The following is a 16,953-nucleotide window of genomic DNA, read 5'->3' as shown; positions in this document are numbered from 1 at the left end:
GATGAGTGCTTTGCCTGTAGTCGTAGTGGGTGCAGGGCCGATCGGCCTCGCCGCCGCCGCCGAATTGCGTGAGCGCGGCCTGACTCCGCTCGTCTTCGAGCGCGGTCCGGTCGCCGGTGCTGCCGTCGCCGAGTGGAACCATGTGCGGTTGTTCTCTCGTTGGGAGGAGCTGATCGACCCCGCAGCTCGCCGCCTGCTCGAGGCGGCCGGCTGGGCAGCCCCCGACGATGACGCATATCCGACCGGCCAGGACTGGGCCGAGAACTATCTGCAGCCGTTGGCATCAGCGCTCGGCGACGTGGTGCAGCTGGGCACCGAGGTGATCGGGGTGGCCCGCCGCGGTCGGGACCGGGTGGTCGACGCCGGCCGCGACACCGAACCACTGTCGGTGCACCTGCGCCGCTCAGGCGGCACCGAGGACCGCATCATCGCTCAGGCGGTCATCGACGCCTCCGGCACCTGGGGCACGCCGAACCCGCTCGGCGGCGAAGGCCTGCCGGCACTCGGCGAGAAGGCTGCCGCGGACCGGATCGAGTACCGGGTCCCGAACCTCGCGGACGAGGACGCGTGGGCCCGTTACGGAGGAAAGCACACCGTCATCGCCGGCAGTGGCCACTCGGCGCTGACCGCGATCGTCGCGTTGGCCAATCTGGAGAAGCAGGCCCCGGGCACCCGCATCACGTGGGTGTTGCGCCGCGGTGACGTCGGCTCCACGTTCGGCGGCGGCGAGGACGACCAGCTACCTGCCCGCGGCGCCCTCGGCCTGCGCGCCAAGGCGGCCGTCGATGCCGGACTGTTGCAGGTGGTTCCCGGGTTCCGCACCGCGACAATCGAATCCGACGGTGGGCAGATGGCGTTGGTCTCCGACACCGGGGCCCGCATCGAGAACGTCGACCGGGTGGTGGTGCTCACCGGGTTCCGCCCAGACCTGTCCTGGCTGTCGGAGATCCGCCTCGGCCTCGACCCCGTGCTGCAGGCCCCGACCCAGTTGGCGCCGTTGATCGACCCGAACGTACACTCCTGCGGCACCGTCTACCCGCACGGGGTGGCCGAATTGTCGCATCCGGAGCCGAATGTGTTCCTGGCTGGAATGAAGAGCTATGGCCGCGCCCCGACCTTCCTGGCAATGACGGGGTACGAGCAGGTTCGCAGCATCGCCGCCGCCCTGAGCGGGGATCACGACGCCGCGGCCCGAGTCGAGCTGACCCTGCCCGAGACGGGGGTGTGCGGCGGCGCCGGGGTGTTCGACGAATCCGAATCCGCCACCGTGGGTGGCCGCGGCGCCGCACCGACTCCGCAGATGGTCACTCTGTCTGCCCGTCCGAACGGATAGCTCCTGACAGAGGTCGCGCTGCCGCCGACGGCCGCTCGGCGGCGGTTGCGTCCGAATCGCGGTCGCTTCGTCTGAGTAAGCGGACTTCCACCCACCACCGGGTGGGAGCGCATTCTCCGCGAGAGGAACCGTTCCGATGACCACCCACTTGTCCGCCCATCCCGACGCCGACCACGCCGGGGGTGTGCGATGACCGCCCCCGCCGTCCTCGTCGAGGACCTGCACGTCGCCTACGGCAAAACATGGGCCCTCGACGGAGTCGACGTCGCCGCCGCGGCCGGGTCCACCCTCGGGGTACTCGGCCACAACGGCGCCGGTAAGACCACCTTGATCCGTACCCTGACCACCCTGGTGCGCCCCACCATCGGCCGGGTGGAGGTCGAGGGTCTGGACGTGGTGGCCGACGCCACCGAGGTGCGCCGCCGGATCGGGGTGACCGGCCAATACGCCGGCCTCGACGAGTTTCTCACCGCCAGAGAGAATTTGGAGCTGATCGGCCGCCTGACCGGGTTGCGTCGCACCGCCGCCCGCGCACGGGCCGACGCGCTGATCGACCGACTCGGGTTGCACGAGTATGCGACCCGGCGGATCGGGGAACTTTCCGGTGGCTCCCGCCGCCGGGTCGATCTGGCCGCGAGCCTCGTCGGGTCCCCGTCGGTGCTGTTCCTCGACGAACCGACCACCGGTCTCGACCCGATTGCCCGCGCCGGCCTGTGGGACGTCGTCGACGAGCTGACCACCAGCGGCACCACCGTCGTGCTCACCACCCAGTATCTCGAGGAAGCCGACCGGCTCGCCGACCACATCGTGGTCCTGAGCCGGGGTCGCGTCGCCGCCTGCGGCACCCCGGCCGAGCTGAAACGGATCGTCGGCGGCAAGGTCCTGACCGCGACCGTCCCCGCCCACCAGCTCGGCGGCCTGCCGTTCATCCCGGACACCGATCACCATCTCGACGACGGCCGGGTTCGGGTGTCGGTCACCGTCGACGATGCGCCCGCCGCGACCGAACTGGTCGCACACCTGCACCGAGGCGGTATCGAGGTCACCGACCTGGACGTGACCTCACCGAGCCTCGACGACGTCTTCACCCACCTCGCCCACACTGGAGCCCACCGATGACCACCATTCGCACCACCACGACGGGGCGGTTCCCGATCGGGGACCAGCTCGCCGCACTCACCGTTCGCAACCTGCGCACCAGCGCCCGCGTTCCGCAGCTCCTGATGTTCTCGTTGACCATGCCGATGGCGATGCTCGTCCTGTTCAGCCAGGTCTTCCGCAGCGTCGCCGCCGGACCGGGCTTTCCGCCCGGGGTCAGTTACATCGTTTTCCTCACCCCGGCCATGCTCGCCGTGTCCACCGTCATGGCCGGCACGAATGCCGGAGTGTCTGCGGCGATCGATCACACAAACGGCCTGCACGATCGCTTCGCGGCCCTGCCGATGCGCGCGGCGTTGCCGGGGGTGGCCCGCACCATTAACGAGGCGGTCTTCACTCTCGCCCGGGCCGCGCTGCTCGGGATTGCCGCGGTCGCATTGGGTTTCGAGTTCTACGGCACCGCGCTCGATGCCGCCGCCGCGGTCGTCGTGCTGGTGGTGCTGGCCGGGGCGATGAGCGCCTTGTTCGGGCTCATCGGGGACCGGCTCCGCCGCCCGGATGTGGTGCAGTTCGCCGGAATGATGGTGATGATGCCGCTGATGTTCATCTCGAGTGCCTTCGCGCCGATCGAGACCATGCCCGGCTGGATGCAGGCCATGGCGACGGTCAATCCGGTCGCGCACGCCACCGACGCGCTGCGAGGGCACGTGCTCGGCACCGCGACCATCGGTGACACCGCCGCAGCCCTGGTCGCGGCGATCGGGTTGTGGGCGGTGGTGACGGCCGTCCCCATTCTCACCCGCCTGGTTCGGTCGGCGAACGCCCGCTGAACGAAGACTTACCCGCCCCGCCCTTTCCCTTCCGCAGGGAAAGGGCGGGGCGGGTTTTGTCGTGTGCACTGCTGATCCGGAGCCGGGCACTCTTCTGGCCCCCACCCTGCGAGAGGGTAGGGGCATGTTCGGGGGTGCTGGAATCAGTGGATACGCCGGAGCGGGGCGACGACAGCGCTCATGCGGCGGCACCGAGCAGATGCAGTTCCTCCGCCACGATCAGATCGACCTCTTCGCTGGTCAGACCCGAAAATAAATGTGTGGTCAGCATCGCTCTCACCTCCTCACAGGCTTCAACTGGTACGTCGAAGCGGAGAACCCGTCATCGACATCGACACCCATACAGACGAGGAACTTGGCTTTCGGACGCACGATGCGTCCGAAGGTGATGACCGTCGTCCGTACCTGAAAGATGACTCAGGGGGTCGTCACCGCGCCGTCAGGCGAGGATGCTGGAGACGGAGAGGAACCGGAACATCATGAGCGAGGACACTTCCACCACGACGACATCCCAGGCGCCGGCTGATCTGGACCAGCTCTGGCGCCGCTTCTCGAGCGACTTGCGGGCCTTCATCGCCCGCCGGGTCTCGCGTCCCGAGGACGCCGACGACATTCTGTCGATCGTGTTCCTGCGGATGGCCAAGAGTCTTGACAATCTACGCGAGCAGGACCGCCTCCTCGGATGGATGTATGCCATCACCCGTAACGCGATTACCGACTACTACCGGTCGGCGCCTCATCGGCGGGAACTCGCCGTCGACGCCGTCCCGGACAACCCACTCGGCGGCGAAGCCGATCCCGACGAGGCGGCGGCGAAAGAACTCGCGTCGTGCTTGGTGCCGATGCTGTCCGGGCTGCCCGCAGAGCAGGCCGCGGCGGTGAAGATGGTCGACCTCGACGCCCGAACCCACGCCGCCGCGGCCAGCGAGGCGGGAATTTCGGTGTCCGGGATGAAGTCCCGGGTGCAGCGCGGCCGTGCCACTCTTCAGGCTCGGCTGCACGCTTGCTGTCAGATCAGCCAGGATCGCACCGGTCACGTGCACGACTATCAGCCGCGCGGCGGCGGAGCTTGTGCCTGCGGAACCACGCCACCGGACGATCAGTAGGCCGGCAACCCAGTGGGGTGACGCCGGTCATCCGCGCATCACCACGCACAGACGGCGGTGCGGTGCGAGCCCACTTTCGCTCGCACCGCACCGCCGTGTGGACTGGTCGAGAGCTATTGGCAGCCGCATCCGCCGCCGGCCGTCGCCGCCGGACCACAGCACGTCGACTTCTCGCTCTGATCGCAGCAGGTGGTCTGCCGTTCGGTGCTGCAGCACGTCGGTGCGGCAGCCTGGGATGGTGCGTCCGTCCGATCCGTCGTCGGGGTCTCGAACTCGTTGGTGCCCGTCATGGTGACTCCTTGATCCGTAGGGATGGGTACCAGTTCAGACGGAGAAGGACGAGAAAGGACGCAACGCGGCCACGACGGTGGTGGCAGACGGGCGCGCTACTTCGCGGTGTCCAGGCGGAAGATGTGGGTGAAGAAATCCTTGATGGCCTGAATCTTCTCGTTGGTCAATTCGATGGCGTGGCGACGTGATTCTTCGAGTGCGGTAGACATGGGAACTTCCTTTCACAAGGCGGGCACGATCTGACGATCGACATTGTGCAGTTCGTCGGTGACATCGAGATGACGAGACGATGGCATCGGTGTAGATTCGTCGGCTCACCAATCGGCAAGCGTCCGAGTGAGTTCGGGGCGCCTGGTCGGCTACATTGTCTCGATGACGACGAGCAGCCCAGGTAGCCGGGTCGAGATCACTTACTGCACGCAGTGCCAGTGGTTGTTACGCGCAGCATGGATGGCGCAGGAACTTCTCGGCACCTTCGGGCAAGACCTCGGCGAAGTCGCGCTCGTACCAGGCACGGGCGGAATCTTCCGTATCACCGTCGACGGCGAACTCATCTGGGACCGCAAGGAGAAAAGTGGATTCCCCGAGATCACCGTCCTGAAGCAACTGGTCCGTGACCGGGTGGCTCCCGACCGCCACCTCGGGCACAGCGACCGCGCCGAAACCTGACCCGTCAGATCCCCAGCGACTCCTCGAGGTCGCGCAACTCGTGGCCGAGCCGGGCGATCGGACCGTCGGGTCTCTCGGAGTCATCTCCTGCCCGCCCACTTGGCGCGGGGATCGAATCCGGATGCTCGCTCGGCGTGCGCGTATGCCCGCAGAGCTTCGGCGGCGGTGGCGTCCAACTTCGGTGGCACCGTGACCTCGGTCCGGATCAACAGATCGCCCGCCGTGCCGTCACGTCTGGGCGCTCCGCGACCGCGAATCCGAAAGGTTCGTCCGGCTGCCGTGCCCGCCGGAATCTTCATTCCGACGGTTCCCTCGAGGGTGGGAACGGACATCGTTGCACCCAAGGCCAGCTCGCTGAAGGTGACCGGAATCGTGACGGTGAGATCATCGCCGTCGCGGCCGAACACCGGGTCCGCGGTGACGTGTACGCGAACGTACAGATCGCCCGAAGGGGCGCCCCGCAGGCCCGGTTCGCCTTGACCCGGGAGCCGGAGGCGTTGGCCATCACACACGCCGGCTGGCACCCGGACGTTGACGGTGCGGGTGCGATTCCCGCTGCCGGTGCCTTGACAATCTGGGCAGGGTGCGTCGATGACGAACCCGGTGCCGCGGCAGTCGTCGCAGGGTTCGCTGAACCCGAATGCTCCCAGATTGCGGGTGACCAATCCCATTCCATAACAGCGCGGGCAGGCTCTCGCGGTGGTTCCGGGAGTCGTGCCGCTGCCGTGACATGCGGTGCATGTGGAGACGCCGCTCACTTGTAGTGGCACCACGGTGCCGCGGATGGCCGCTCGGAACGTCAGCTGTGTGTCGGTCTCGACGTCACTGCCGCGCCGTGGGCGCGTGCCGGTGGTCCGATCGAACAGGTCCCCAGTGCTGGTGAAGGGTGAGCTCCGCCCGAACAGGTCGCCGATGCCGAAATCTCTGCCGCTGCCGCCGGCGCCCGACCTGGCGCCGGCGTGGAATCCGCTGCGACCGAAGGCTCCGGGGGTGAACAGCCTGCGTGTCTCGTCGTAGTCCTTGCGTTTGACCGGGTCCGAGAGCACGGCGTGCGCCTCGCTGACCGTTTTGAAGCGATCCTCGGCTCGGGAGTCGTGCGGGTTGGCGTCCGGGTGCAGCTCCCGGGCGAGCTTGCGGTAAGCCTTCTTGATGTGCTCGGTCGATGCGTCCGATGGCACGCCCAGGTCGGCATAGAAGTCGCGTTCCACCCACTCTCGCTGCGTCACTGGTTATCACCTTCTCCCGTTTGGGATCCTGGTCGATTCCCGGCGTGAGAAGCGCCAGGGAAGGCGGGGTGGCCTTCGTCGAGTGCGGTGCTCCGTTCAGGCCGCGGATTGGGCGAGCGCACGCTCGGGGCGCCGACGATCCGTGGTGACGACGTACCCGGCGGCGATCACGAGGGCGACGGGCCAATCGATGATCTGCAGTGCGACGAGAAGCGTCAGGGCGGCCAGATACGCGGTCTGTTCGGGGGTGGGGATTGGAAGCTGCCCACCGCGGGGCAGCGCGAGGGCGAAGCGCTCGGCTCGGTGGACCTGGTCGCGAAGTGTTCGGTGGGCGTCGTCCGGGTGCGGGCGGTTGCGGTCGTGTTCGGCCAGGGGGTCGTCGAGGGTCCGGCGTGCCAGGCGGTGACCGATCCACAGTCCGGCTGCGGCCCCGCCGGTCACGGGTTCGGTGCCCTGGAACGGAATGCTTGTCAACAGCAGCACTGCACCGAGTAGTGAACTGCCGGTGGCGAGTTCGACGCCCCGGCGGCTGGCGGCTCGCGCCGCCGGTACGGCGCACAGAATCCTCCAGGCGGTCGACGGGTCGTCGACCAACAGATCGGCATACCAGGGCGGTTCCTGGTCGTCGACCACGCCGATACCCACGTCCGCCGCTGCCAGGGCATGCGGGGCGTGCGCGGCGATCACCGCGACGATGGCACCTCGGCTCTGTAGCAGCTCGACCGCGTCGTGCAGGGCGGTGTCGGGGGCGTCGGCGGGCTCGTGGAGTTCGTCGACGTTGTTCTGTCCGTCGCCGAGGGCTGGGCTCCGGAGCGAGATCGTGCGGATGCCGGCGCGCCGGATGTAGTCCAGCACGTGTGCATCGGGTACGACCGGGGTGAGGACTTGCGGATCGATCACGACGGCGTCGACCCGATCGAGGCGGCGCAACGCCGGTGGCCGCAGCGGCAGCACGGCGTGTCGGTCGGCCAGTCCCCGGCCGAGGGTGGCGGCGAACGACTCGCGTGCGGTGCGGGCTGCGGCCGGGGCGGCGACGATCAACGCGGTACCGGCGAGGCCGGCCTCACCGGTGGCCGCCCCGGCGACCGCGGCGGCTGCCGGGGCAGCGAGCGCGGAACGGTCGGCGTGACGTTCGACCGGTCCGACCGGAAGCGAGCGCGGACGGTGGGGGTGCTCGGGTGGATGGTCGTCGCCGGCGTGCTGCGCCAGGGCGGGTTCGTGTCGATGCCAGGCCTGCCGGGCCGACCAGGTCTCGGCCGTCAGTGTGGCCCGGATCAGCACGCTCACTGCGAGTGAGACCGGGTTCTGGGTCAGTGTCAATATCGCCGCCCCAGCGGTCGCCAGCACCACATCGGTGGCCTCGGGCCCGAGCTGGCGCTCGACGAGACGCCGGATCCGGGGCTGGTAATCGGCGGAGATGACGGCCGCGGCCACCGCCGGTGGCAGTTGTGGCAACCGCAACGCCGCCGCGGCCAGCGACACACCGAAACCGACTCCGGTGGTTGCCAGTGCGGCTATCCGCCCGGCGAGGACGACGTCGTCGCCGGGTAGATCGAGCGGCCGTTCGTGTTCCGGTGCGCGAACCGAGTTTTCGGCGCTGCATACCGTGTCGCAGAGCTGTGTCAGAGACGGTGCCTCATCGTCGACGGCGACGACGATCCGGGAGAGTGCGTAGTTGAGGTCTGCCGCAGTCACGCCGGGCAGGGCACGCACGGCGGCGAGGACGGCGGTGCCGACCTGGGGCCCCTCGGGGGCGTCGAGCCCGCGGACCTCCATCCAGATTCGGTCGAATCCGCACCAGTATCGGCGGGACGGTGCGCCCCCGAGGAATTCCCGTGCCATATCCCGCGCCGACACCGCGCCTCCCCGCAGGGGGGCGGTGGCCAGGCTCATCCCGACGCCGGCCACCGCGGCGGCGCCGGTAACGGTGGTGTCGACGAGACTGATGCCGATCGAGGTGCCGGCCTGCAGGCCCCGCCGGGCTACTCGGACCGGCAGCAGAACCGATCCTGTGAGGTACGCGCTCAGGCTCATGTCGACGGAGGTCGAGGCGACGAAGGACTTACTGGGTGCGGGGCTTCGGCCCCGTCGCGGACTTCGACTTCGACTTCGGCTTGGCCTTTGACGTCGACGTGGAGGTGTCGCCTTCGGTGGACTTCGTGCGTGTGTGTGCGGGGCGTGTGTCGGAGTCTGGGGTGCGGCCGCGGATCTTGTCCACCGACCTGATCCCCAGGCCGGCTCCGCCGCGCAGCCCGGCTCCGGCGCCCTGAAACACGCCCTTGACGGCTCCCAGCGTTCCTCCGACCACGCTGCCGCCCACCGCTCCCGTCGCCGCAATCGCGATGTCCGCAGTTCGACCGACGGTACGGGCGGCGCGATCGACGATGTTCATGACAACCTCCCGACGGGGTTACGGGTGTCGGTCGCGCGGCGGCGACCGCCCTTCACGTTACGCGCCAAAGGAGAACGCGGAGTTCAATTATTCAGGCAGTCCGGCATTGTGTTGTTGCAGGGAGAAACCGACTCCGCGGATCGTCTGAACTGTGTGTTGGGCACCGATTGACGCCAACTTGCGCCGTAACGCGCAGATGTAGGTGTTGAGGACCTTCCTCGCCCTCGATTCACTCGCGGCTCCCCACACGATCAGGAGGAGGTGCCGGCGCAGAACAATCCGGCCGGCATTCATGGTCATCACCACCATGAGATTGAATTCGGTCTGGGTGAGGGCCCTACGCAAGCCGTTGCATTCGACAGTTCTGCACCCCCAATGCAAGGACAGACCCGGCACCATCGGTGTCATCGGCGGATGCTGCACGGATTTGGCACGGCGAAGTACCGCGCGAATCCGCGCAACAAATTCCTCCTCGCCCATCTGCACGTCCAGAACATCATCCGCGCCTGCCTCGAGAGCAGTGATTCGCTCGTGACTGGCATCACGCTGGCCGATCACGACGAGTGCCCCGTTGAATCGGGTTGCCCTCAGCGTCCGTACCGCGTCATGTGCGCGACGTCGTTCTGGCCGTAGGTCGAGGACCGCCAGGTCGGGCGCGTCGAGGTCGGCCAGTCGAATGCGGTCGATGACGGGTCGTGGGACACCGGCGTGGACGAGCACCACGCACGCAGGGATTGCGGTCGGGACGCTGAATGAGTTCACGCGCTTTCCTTGGATCGCTTCGAGGTCGCCTGCTTCGGCACACCATGTGCAGCAGTCGTCGCGGATGTGTCGGAGCAGGCCACTTCGCTTCGCCGATACGATTGCATGGATGCGGACTTTTCGCTCTCCGACCGGTGCCGGTGGTGTCGGGGTGAAGGTTGATGGCTGAGACCGACCCGGCCCGTTTCCTCGAGGAGATTCGCCTATTTCAGTGAAGTCGTCGCCCTGGGACGCTGCCGATCAGGCTTCGCGCGGCGAGGGTGAGTGTTCGAGAACTGCGTGTGTACGGATGTGGCTGCGTTGGTGGATATTTGGTTAACGGTGCAAGCGCTGACGCGGTTCGGCCGTTCCCACTCTCGTCCGTGTCTGGATACGCCCTGCTGCCTGCGAGCCCGCGGTCTCAGTGGGGCTCGATCGAGCATCGCACCCCACTATCGTTCTGTGTCGGCCCAATCCGCCCGGGAGTCATGATGTCCGCTTGAGGGCGTCACCGATCTCTTGCCCGGTGCGGTGATGTTCCTCGGCGGCCAGAACATGGCCTGCGGCGATGATCACGGCGACGGGCCATTCGATGATCTCGAGTGCCGCGAGGGTGCCGAGGGCGGCGTAGAAGGCGAGATGCTCGGGCGGCGGGATGCCCACCCGTCCGATGATCGGGAGGTTCACGGCGAAGCGCTCGGCGTGGCGGACGCGTTCGACGGTGTCCCGGTGGGACGGGCCGGTTTTTGGGGTGTCGGACATTGGTTGCCTCCGCACTGTGTGGCGTTTACCGGGAGTTGGTTTCGGGTCGGCATCGTGGCGGCGTGGCGAAAACAGGAATTGACGTCGGTGCGGATCCGATCGTGTCCGTGGTGGCGCAGGCGTTTACTCCGCCGTTGCGCGAGTTGTACGCGCTGCTGGTACGGGCGGGTGTGGTCGAGATCATCGACTGAACCTCAATCCTTCCGCCTGTCCACGAGATCGCCGGGAACCGTCGTGAAAGACAGGGTGCGGTCGGTGCGGAGTACTTTGCCGATCGTGCGGCTGATTCCGGGTGTGCGAGCGAGTAGGTCGGGGGCGATCGCGGCCGCGGCCGTTGCCGCTGCGGCCGAACCGAGACCCTGCGTCCACCCCAGCGGCCCGAGGGGCACGCAACCGAGGAATTGGCTCACTCCCGGGGTGCTGATCAACGCGGCCATGACGGCGAGTGACCCGACGGAGGTAGTCACGACGAGCGGGCTGCGGGAGTCGAGCAGAATCTGTCCGAGCTGGGTTCCGATCAGTGCGACCAGGGCGACGGTGGAGGCACGCTGCGGACCGCCGGTCAGGCTGGCCATGGCCCAGGCTGCTGTGGCTCCGGCGGCGGTGGTCGTGCCACGGAATGCGACGGTGCGCAGCAGCGCTGCCTCGTCCGGACCGTGGGCGATGCCGTTTCCATTGTGGTTGGTCGCGCTGACCGCCAGGGCCGCCGCGGGGAGCGCGTCGGTGAGCATGTTCACCAACAACAACTGGCGCGCGTTCAACGGGGAGCGGCCGGTGGCGATGCTGCCGATGAGGGCGAACGCCACTTCCCCGGCGTTGCCGCCCACCAACACCGCTACGGCGGCCTGCACCCGCCGCCACAACTGGCGGCCCTCGTCCAGTGCCTCCAGCAATGCCCCGACCTGGCCATCGAGGAGGACGACGTCGGCCGCGCCGCGGGCGGGAGCGCTGCCGTGTGACGCGACTCCGATACCGACACTGGCAGCCCGGATGGCGGCGGCGTCGTTGGCGCCGTCGCCGACCATGGCACACACTCGCCCGATCCGCTCGAGGGTCTGCACGATCTGCACCTTGTGTTCGGGGGACATCCGGGCGAAGACCAGGCAGCTCTCGACGGCGCGTTCCTGCTCGCGATGCGAGAGGTCGTCCCAGTCGATGCCGCTGATCACCTGGTCCGGAGTGACGGGCATGCCCAATTCGTCGGCGATGGCGATGGCGGTGACGGGGTGGTCTCCGGTGATCAGCCGGATGCCGACACCCTGGTCGCGTAGCGCGGGCAGCAGGCCGGCGGCATCGGCGCGGGGAGTGTCGGCAAGGCCGAGTAACCCGACGGGCACGAGATCGTGCTCGCATAGTCGTGCCAAGGCGTCGGGGTCCTCGGCAGCCGCCGCCGCTTCGGCCGCGGTGAGGTTGCGCTGCCCGACGGCGATAACCCGGAGACCGTCGGTGGCCATCGACTGCACCCGCTCCGCAAGCGGACCATCGGATGCGCCGAAGGACTCGAGCATCACCTCGGGTGCACCCTTGACCGCGAGATGGGTGCCGGACACCGCGGCGGCGTAGGAGCGGCCGGAATGGAACGGCAGGTAGGCCTGCCGGGTCCGGTCGCCGTCGGGCGCGGATTCGGTGTCGGCGGCATCCACGATGGCGACATCGGTGGCGTGATCCGGCGGTCCGCCGTTCGACGACCACCCGGTGCGGGCGGCGTAGGCCAGCACCTGTTTCCGCGAGCATCCGGGTACCGGTTCGACGGCGGTCACCCGTAGGCGGTTCTCGCTGAGGGTCCCGGTCTTGTCGAAACAGACCACGTCGACCCGACCCAGTGCTTCGACCGAGCGGGGTACGCGGACCAGCGCCGAGGACGTGGTGAGTCGACGGGCGGCGGACATCTGCGCGAGCGTGGCCACCAGCGGAAGCCCTTCGGGGATCGCCGCCACGATGACCGCGACTCCGCTGGTGACGGCGGATCGCACACCGGCGCCGCGGAGCAGACCGATTCCGGTGACGATGGCGCCACCGCCGAAACTGATCGGCATCGCTCGCCGGGTCAGCCGGCTCAGCTGGGCATTGAGGCCGACTTCCCGCACCTTCGCCGGTGCGAGGGCGGTGGCGCGTCGGGTTTCGGTGCCGCGGCCGGTCGCGGTCACCAGGGACACCGCGGTTCCGGTGAGCACCGTGGTGCCGGCGTAGAGCATGCAGGTGCGTTCGGCCAGCGGCGCACCCGGTGTGGGAAGTGTCTGCTTGACGACGGGAAGCGATTCCCCGGTCAGCGCCGACTCGTCGACCTCTACCCCCTCGGCGGCGAGTAGCCGCCCGTCCGCGGGAACCACCTCGCCGGGGCGGACCTCGATCACCTCGCCCGGCCGGAGCCGGTCCGTGGCGATGTCGACGTAGCGGCGGTCGGCCTCGACGTCGGCGACGTCCCCTGTGTCATAGGGTGTTCCGAGCTCGGTGAGCTTCCGTGCCGGCGCATCCTGGACAGCGAGAAGGCGATTCAAGACCTCTTCGGCGCGCAGTCGCTGGGTTGCCGAGATGCCGGCGTTGAGCACGAGTACGGACCCGACGAGTACCGCGTCGATGGGTGAGCCCAGGACCGCGCTCGCCGCGGAACACGTCGCGAGGATCGGTGTCAGCGGATCGTCCAATTCGTCACGTACGGCGCGGAGCAACCCCCAAGCGGACAGGACGGGCCGGACGCCGATGCGACCGAGTGCCCGTGCGGGTCCGGTGGCGAGCCCCGAGTATCGGCTTTTCGGAAGCTGGGCAGTGTGGTCGTCCCTACGCGGCGGGGGTAACAACTCGCGCACCTCGGCGGCGGGAATCGCATGCCATTCATGCGCCGGCCGGGGTGCGGGCAACGGCGCGGCGAGCACACTGCGCGCCTTCGATCGTCCCATCCATAGCCCCAGGGCCGCCCCGGCGGTGACCGACTCCGGTCCGCTGCCGGGCACACCGGGCAGCATCAGCAGGGTGCCGAGGGCGGACGCCTGCGCAGAGATTTCGATACCCCGACGGCTGGTCGTCCGCGCCGCCGGGATCGCGTGCAGGATGCGCCAGACCCCGGTCAGGTCGGCTGCCCACAGGTGTGCACCGCACGGCGGCGGAGCACCGTCGCGGGTGACACCTATTCCGACGTCCGCACGCCCGAGGGCCTGCGGCGCCTCCGCCGCGACGACCGCGACTGCTCGACCTTCTCGTTGGAGCTCAGTCACGGTGTGGCACAGGGTGTCATCGATCGATCCGACCAGCGGGACCAGCCGGTCGAAACCGTTACGCAGCGAACGAAGGGCGTCGTCGTCGACCGAGACGACCTCGACCTGCGCTCGCCGGGCCTCGGCGACGACCGCGGACGCGTACGGGTCGTGGACCGAGCTGACCAGCACCCGGGCATCGTCGTCGGGTTCGTTGACCGCGGCGCCGGGCACGGCGTTGACCGGATGCCAGCCGGGACCGATAACGCCGCGCTGGACCGCGGTCCGGGCCGATTCCCACGCCCGGGTCCGATCCCGGTCGCGAACCCCGAGAATACGGCTGACGGTCAGCGCCGGAGTGTAAAGGGCGCGGGGGTCGATCACCACCGCCTCGACCCGGTCGAGGCGGCGCAGAGCCTCGGGGTGGAGGGGCAGCACGTCGTGCCGGTCGGCCACTCCTCGGCCCAGGGTGCTGGCGAACAGCTCTCGCGCGGAGCGTGTCGCCTTGGGGGCGACCACCATCGTCGCCGTCCCTATGTTGACGGGGTTGCGGGTCAGGGCGCCGAGTGCCACGTCACCCGCCAGCCCCGCCACGCCGGCGCGTTCGGCGTACCGCTCGACCGGGCCGGTGGGACGGACCTGCCGGGGCAGGGGAGGGGGCGGACCGCCGACGGCGGCGGGAAGAGCCGGCTCCACCCGTTGCCACGCCCGCCGGCCGGACCAGGCCTCCGCGACGAGCGCGCCCCGCAGCGCGGCCTCGACGGCAAGTGAATCCGGCGACAGGGTCAGTGTGTATACGGTCGCGGTCGCGGTCGCGAACAGAAGATCGGTGGCGCCCGGGCCCACCGCCTTCTCCACCAATCCGCGCAGCCGCGGTTGGTAGTCGACGGAAATCACCCCCGAAGCCAGGACGGCAGGAAGCCGGGGCAACCGCAGTACTCGCCCGGCCAGCGCAACACCCAAGCCCACGGAGACAGCGGCGGCACCGATCGCCCGGGCGAGAAGCACCACGTCGTCGCCGGGCAGGTCGATCGGGCGCTGACCCGAAGCCTTTGTGATTGCTGCGGTTTCGGCCGCGGCGACAACTCGGCACAGCGCTTCCGGGCTCGGAGCAGCAGTGCCGGCAGTCACCACGATCCGCGACCACGGGCGATGCACTTGTGCATCCTCGACACCCGGCGCTGCCCGTACCGCGGACAGTGCCCGTTCGGCCAGCACAGATCCGTACGGACCGTCGAGACCGCGCACCTCGACCCAGATGCGCCCGGACCCCGAGCCGCACCGCCGCACCGGTGTGCCCCCGGCGGCCTCACGGGCCACGTCCATAACGGATCTGGCGACCGCACGGGGCGACGGCGACCCTGCCGACACCGCGGCCGGTCCTTTGAGCAACACCGATCCGACTCCGAGGGCGGTGGCGGTACCCACCAGGGTGGCGTCGAGGGCGGCCGCTGCGCCGAACGTGGCCGCCCGCGTCCCGGTATGCACACACCGACTGGGAAGGGACGCGAGTCCCTTCACCAGTGTTCCGGCACTCACGGCTCCGGCTGCGCCGAGACGGTTGACAGCGTTGATCCGGATGCCTTTCCGGATGTGGTCTGCTTGGCACGACTTCTCGTAGTGGGTACAGCGGTGGGCTTGGTCGGGGTCGACACGGCCGCCGGCGTGCCGGCATCCTTCGGCCGCGCGGGCGTGAGTTGACGCAGCACCAGCGCCGTGCCACCGGCCGCGAGGACGAGCGGCCACTCGACGAGGCCGACGGTGCCGACCGCGCCTAGGGTCAGCAGCGCCGCCGGCGTCGAATGGCTCCCGTAGCGTGCTCCGCCGATGGCACCTTCGGCCGTACCTCGAAGACTTCCGACGACGCTACCCACGGTGGCGCCACCCACCGCGCCAACCGTGGCGACCGCGGCCTCTCCGGCCCCGGTGACGACCCGTGCGGTTCCCGCGAGAATGTTCATCTGCACTCCACCCAATCCGCCTACGCACGCCCACCGCGAAAGTTCCGATGCGAAGTGGGCTCGAATTACCCCACCCGCAACCCTATTCTTCGGTGAACGGAAAATGAACAGATAAAGTCCAACAGATGTACGACCTTGTGCCGGCGTCGGTGTTTCTTTGCGAAAGTCGAGCCTTCCTTTTACGTTTCGTTGACCATTGACCACCGCGGGCCCGGCCGAGGACGATAGAGGAGTGATAAGCGCGGATGAGGAAGGTCAGCTCATCGAACAGGTCATCGAGAGACTGACCCGGCAATACCCGCACATTCCGCGCCGCGACGTGAGCGTCGTCGTGATGTCGGCGCACAACCACTTCCGCGGCCGCAAGATCCGCGACTTCGTGCCCCTGCTCGTCGAACGCTACGCCCACGAACAGCTCACCTCGATGACCGAACCTGCGTTCTGAGCAATCGACACATTCATGGTGCCCACTCCACCCGTACGCGCGAATGAGATTCGGCCACCAGCGATCCCCCTGTCTCACCGCCTGCTGGAGAGAATCATCCTTCACGAATTCGACACCGCTGTGCGTGCGCTCACTAGAGTGTCGCGAAGGTCAGCAATCGGCGGGTCGCGTCCTTGCTGCCCCTACGGGTTGTCGGTTCGTGTCCACCAATGGTTCCGCGGAGGGGCGATGTTCGTACTCGTACGCCACGCGCACGCGGGCAACAAGGCGCTGTGGCACGGCCCCGACGCCGACCGCCCGCTCAGCATCGTCGGACGCAGGCAGGCCGCGGCCCGGGGACTCACTGTCGAGGATCACTGCCTGCTCGCCCCAGGCGCCCCGGTCGATCGACTGTTCGCCGCGCTGTGCGCCCCGGACATCGATGGAACGCTGTGGTGCGCCCATGGTGAGGTTCTCGACGACCTTGCGGCGACCGCACCCACACACCGATCGGCCCGGGTGCCCCCGACCACGAAGACCGCCAAGGGCGGTGCGTGGATCATCGACCCCGCCGCACCCCCACCGTTCACCTTCCGCTACATCGCTCCCGACCCCACGTCCTGAGCTGGCGGGCCGGTCTGCAGACAACGCCGCTGCATACGCGATCGGTCAGGGGGCACCGCGGGCGGCGCGGTCGCCGCCGGAGGTGGGTACGTCGGGGACCGAATCCTCATTTGCAGTCAGCCGTGCTGCATGTTGGGTGCCTGACGTCGAGAGTGTCGGGCGCGGCTCGACGCATCGCTTCCGGCCGCCTGTGGCCATGGCAGCGTGCCGGACTGGGACTGGCAGGAGACAAAGGGCGCCGACCAGATGCCGATCAGCCCGGCGCAGCTATTCAGTTCCGGGAAGCGCTGCTCGCGAACGCCTTT

General features: G+C 68.6%; 16 protein-coding genes. 8 read left to right on the top strand and 8 right to left on the bottom strand.

Features of this window, described 5'->3' with window-relative positions; all coding sequences use genetic code 11:
• Position 1: 1 nt before the first annotated feature.
• The 4 genes from CBI38_RS24585 to CBI38_RS24570 all read left to right on the top strand — a co-directional run bounded on the left by CBI38_RS24585 (position 2) and on the right by CBI38_RS24570 (position 4,367).
• A complete protein-coding gene (locus tag CBI38_RS24585; protein ID WP_109332979.1) occupies positions 2-1,333 on the top strand; it encodes an NAD(P)-binding domain-containing protein in 1,332 nt (443 codons plus the stop codon).
• Positions 1,334-1,522: 189 nt separating this feature from the next.
• Positions 1,523-2,452, top strand: a complete 930-nt coding sequence (locus CBI38_RS24580) for an ATP-binding cassette domain-containing protein (RefSeq protein ID WP_109332977.1) — start codon at positions 1,523-1,525, stop codon at positions 2,450-2,452.
• Positions 2,449-3,261, top strand: coding sequence for an ABC transporter permease (locus tag CBI38_RS24575; RefSeq protein ID WP_109332975.1), 813 nt, complete (start codon positions 2,449-2,451; stop codon positions 3,259-3,261). The genes CBI38_RS24580 and CBI38_RS24575 overlap by 4 nt, the downstream gene beginning before the upstream one ends.
• Positions 3,262-3,740: 479 nt before the next feature.
• On the top strand, positions 3,741-4,367 hold the full coding sequence (locus CBI38_RS24570) for a sigma-70 family RNA polymerase sigma factor (RefSeq protein ID WP_109332973.1): 627 nt from the start codon (positions 3,741-3,743) through the stop codon (positions 4,365-4,367).
• A 113-nt stretch (positions 4,368-4,480) separates the two neighbouring features.
• On the opposite strand, the gene CBI38_RS37990 is transcribed toward CBI38_RS24570, so the two are convergent.
• Positions 4,481-4,657, bottom strand: a complete 177-nt coding sequence (locus CBI38_RS37990; RefSeq protein ID WP_162603283.1) for a hypothetical protein — start codon at positions 4,655-4,657, stop codon at positions 4,481-4,483.
• Between the two features lie 373 nt (positions 4,658-5,030).
• On the opposite strand from CBI38_RS37990, the gene CBI38_RS24565 reads away from it, so the two are divergent.
• On the top strand, positions 5,031-5,327 hold the full coding sequence (locus CBI38_RS24565) for an Rdx family protein (protein WP_109335331.1): 297 nt from the start codon (positions 5,031-5,033) through the stop codon (positions 5,325-5,327).
• A gap of 80 nt (positions 5,328-5,407) precedes the next feature.
• Here CBI38_RS24565 and dnaJ read toward each other — a convergent pair whose 3' ends face one another.
• The 5 genes from dnaJ to CBI38_RS24540 all read right to left on the bottom strand — a co-directional run bounded on the left by dnaJ (position 5,408) and on the right by CBI38_RS24540 (position 10,448).
• On the bottom strand, positions 5,408-6,553 hold the full coding sequence (gene dnaJ, locus CBI38_RS24560; protein ID WP_109332971.1) for a molecular chaperone DnaJ: 1,146 nt from the start codon (positions 6,551-6,553) through the stop codon (positions 5,408-5,410).
• 96 nt (positions 6,554-6,649) lie between these two features.
• Positions 6,650-8,587, bottom strand: a complete 1,938-nt coding sequence (locus CBI38_RS24555) for an aldo-keto reductase family protein (protein ID WP_109332969.1) — start codon at positions 8,585-8,587, stop codon at positions 6,650-6,652.
• A gap of 28 nt (positions 8,588-8,615) precedes the next feature.
• The gene (locus CBI38_RS39320) at positions 8,616-8,945 is read right to left on the bottom strand and encodes a hypothetical protein (protein WP_230989946.1); all 330 of its coding nucleotides are present in this window, start codon (positions 8,943-8,945) and stop codon (positions 8,616-8,618) included.
• 87 nt (positions 8,946-9,032) lie between these two features.
• A complete protein-coding gene (locus CBI38_RS24545) occupies positions 9,033-9,707 on the bottom strand; it encodes a response regulator transcription factor (protein ID WP_109332967.1) in 675 nt (224 codons plus the stop codon).
• A 465-nt stretch (positions 9,708-10,172) separates the two neighbouring features.
• Positions 10,173-10,448 (bottom strand): hypothetical protein, encoded by a 276-nt coding sequence (locus CBI38_RS24540; protein ID WP_109332965.1) that lies wholly within the window; start codon positions 10,446-10,448, stop codon positions 10,173-10,175.
• Between the two features lie 62 nt (positions 10,449-10,510).
• Here CBI38_RS24540 and CBI38_RS39990 point away from each other — a divergent pair, with 62 nt between their 5' ends.
• Positions 10,511-10,639, top strand: coding sequence for an Rv1535 domain-containing protein (locus tag CBI38_RS39990; protein ID WP_237184404.1), 129 nt, complete (start codon positions 10,511-10,513; stop codon positions 10,637-10,639).
• A 3-nt stretch (positions 10,640-10,642) separates the two neighbouring features.
• On the opposite strand, the gene CBI38_RS24535 is transcribed toward CBI38_RS39990, so the two are convergent.
• Positions 10,643-15,178 carry a cation-translocating P-type ATPase gene (locus CBI38_RS24535; protein ID WP_418328283.1) on the bottom strand — a complete coding sequence of 1,512 codons (4,536 nt, stop codon included), beginning with the start codon at positions 15,176-15,178 and terminating at the stop codon, positions 10,643-10,645.
• A complete protein-coding gene (locus CBI38_RS39315) occupies positions 15,175-15,600 on the bottom strand; it encodes a hypothetical protein (protein ID WP_230989945.1) in 426 nt (141 codons plus the stop codon). The genes CBI38_RS24535 and CBI38_RS39315 overlap by 4 nt, the downstream gene beginning before the upstream one ends.
• A 232-nt stretch (positions 15,601-15,832) precedes the next feature.
• Between CBI38_RS39315 and CBI38_RS24525 the strand changes: the two genes are divergently transcribed.
• Both CBI38_RS24525 and CBI38_RS24520 read left to right on the top strand, forming a co-directional pair.
• On the top strand, positions 15,833-16,045 hold the full coding sequence (locus CBI38_RS24525) for a three-helix bundle dimerization domain-containing protein (RefSeq protein ID WP_230989944.1): 213 nt from the start codon (positions 15,833-15,835) through the stop codon (positions 16,043-16,045).
• A gap of 228 nt (positions 16,046-16,273) precedes the next feature.
• Positions 16,274-16,648, top strand: a complete 375-nt coding sequence (locus CBI38_RS24520; RefSeq protein ID WP_109332963.1) for a histidine phosphatase — start codon at positions 16,274-16,276, stop codon at positions 16,646-16,648.
• Positions 16,649-16,953: the final 305 nt, after the last annotated feature.

The sequence above is a fragment of the Rhodococcus oxybenzonivorans genome, from assembly GCF_003130705.1.
In the GTDB taxonomy this organism is placed as follows: domain Bacteria; phylum Actinomycetota; class Actinomycetes; order Mycobacteriales; family Mycobacteriaceae; genus Rhodococcus_F; species Rhodococcus_F oxybenzonivorans.
Note: the sequence above shows the minus strand (reverse complement) of the source record. Positions and strands in the feature narration are given on the sequence as shown.